2 protein-coding genes are annotated in these 1416 nt (G+C 64.2%); one reads left to right on the forward strand and one right to left on the reverse strand.

Translation table 11 applies throughout. The features are described from left to right. On the forward strand, nucleotides 1–482 hold a 482-nt coding region (locus tag ACCAA_RS04270), incomplete at its 5' end, for a PIN domain-containing protein (RefSeq protein ID WP_222104795.1). A 144-nt stretch (nucleotides 483–626) separates the two neighbouring features. Here ACCAA_RS04270 and ACCAA_RS04275 read toward each other — a convergent pair. Continuing rightward, on the reverse strand, nucleotides 627–1178 hold the full coding sequence (locus tag ACCAA_RS04275; RefSeq protein WP_186406010.1) for a hypothetical protein: 552 nt from the start codon (nucleotides 1176–1178) through the stop codon (nucleotides 627–629). Between the last annotated feature and the right edge of the window lie 238 nt (nucleotides 1179–1416).

A 1416-nucleotide genomic window follows, 5' to 3' on the forward strand; every position in this document is an offset into this window, starting at 1 on the left:
TTCTTGCTACCCACCGCCAGGCCTTGAAAATACGGGGTTGGAGCCCTCATGCGTCAGGGCTGCAAGTGTGGATCACCGACGCGGTGCGCAAGGAAGTCTGCGACACCGGGGCTTTCCCCGAGCAAGACTTGATTCTTGCCGCGCTGTCGGCCGGGGAGTTGCGCAGTGTGGCGGTGGATATGGCGCACTGGCAGCCGCGTTTTGCCGGGATTGATCCCGGTGAAGCCAGCGCCATCGCTCTGGCCGAAGCGGTGAACGCGACGGCAGAGATGCGCGTGCTCTTGATCGTCGATGACCGACTCGGGCGGCTCGAAGCGCAGGCGCGTGGACTCGCCATCATCGGCACTGCCGCCCTGGTCGGCTTGGCCAAAACGCGTGGTCTGATTCCGCGTGCCGATGTAGTGCTGCGCGCGATGCAGGCCAACGGCTATTTTCTCGGTAACGCCGTCGTGCGCGCCATCCTCGATCGCGTCGGCGAATAAGCATTCACGAAAGTGCATTTAATGTGAAAGTCGCGTCAGCGACTCACGAACCTCCCCTCGCCCGCTTGTGGGAGAGGGGCTGGGGGTGAGGGAACGGTCATGGCTTTCATCATCCTGGGTGTCTGGAATCGCCATGACCGTTAGTCAGCTTACTGTTTCAGTGACCAGCCAAGCAGCAGCAACCCGCTCGCCGCGATCCAGCCGCCGGCAGTGCGCCAGGCGATTCGCATCCACCTTGCTTGCCACGCAGCCACACACGCGGAGGCCAGCGTCGTGACGACGGCAACCGCGCAGGCGCTGCCGATGACCCCGCCGAGTCCCGGGCCGGCCTGCGCCATGGCCGAGCAGCGCCGCGATTGCGCTTGTTGTTCCATCCGGCAAGCGTGCGTCGGCCGCGACCAGACCGCCCAGCATGAGCAGTGGCAACCAGGCCGGCACGGCGAACGCTGGCGTGCCGATGAACACCCCGACGACTCCACCCAACAGCCACGGGCCGGGCAGGACGAAGATGCGGCGGCGCGCAAGCGCTCTGCCGCGCAGGCCGGTGAGCAGCGCAAGGGCGAGCGCCGGGATCAGATCTTCGGGCGTTAGCGCGAAATGCACGATGACGTCGTACAACGGCCCCAGTGCTGTTTCGACCAGGTGCGCTTGCGCGGCAGAAGTGCACAGCGCGAGCGCAAGACCGGTAGCGACCACGCCTGGCGCCGACGAATGGCCGCTACCAATTTCACTGAATGACTGCAAACGACCCGTTGCAGCCAGTCGCCGCGATGACAAGCGAGCGTCAGCTTTTGAGTGTAGGGCAGACAGCCCGGCGAAACGGCTGACGGTCTGCTCTTCGGCCAAAGCGGCCGTCCCGAAGCTTTGCGCAATGCGGCTGATTTGCGTATCAGAACAGACGTTCTGAGTTCGTCTACAAAATTTGGGGCGATTC

The organism is Candidatus Accumulibacter aalborgensis (assembly GCF_900089955.1).
Taxonomy (GTDB): domain Bacteria; phylum Pseudomonadota; class Gammaproteobacteria; order Burkholderiales; family Rhodocyclaceae; genus Accumulibacter; species Accumulibacter aalborgensis.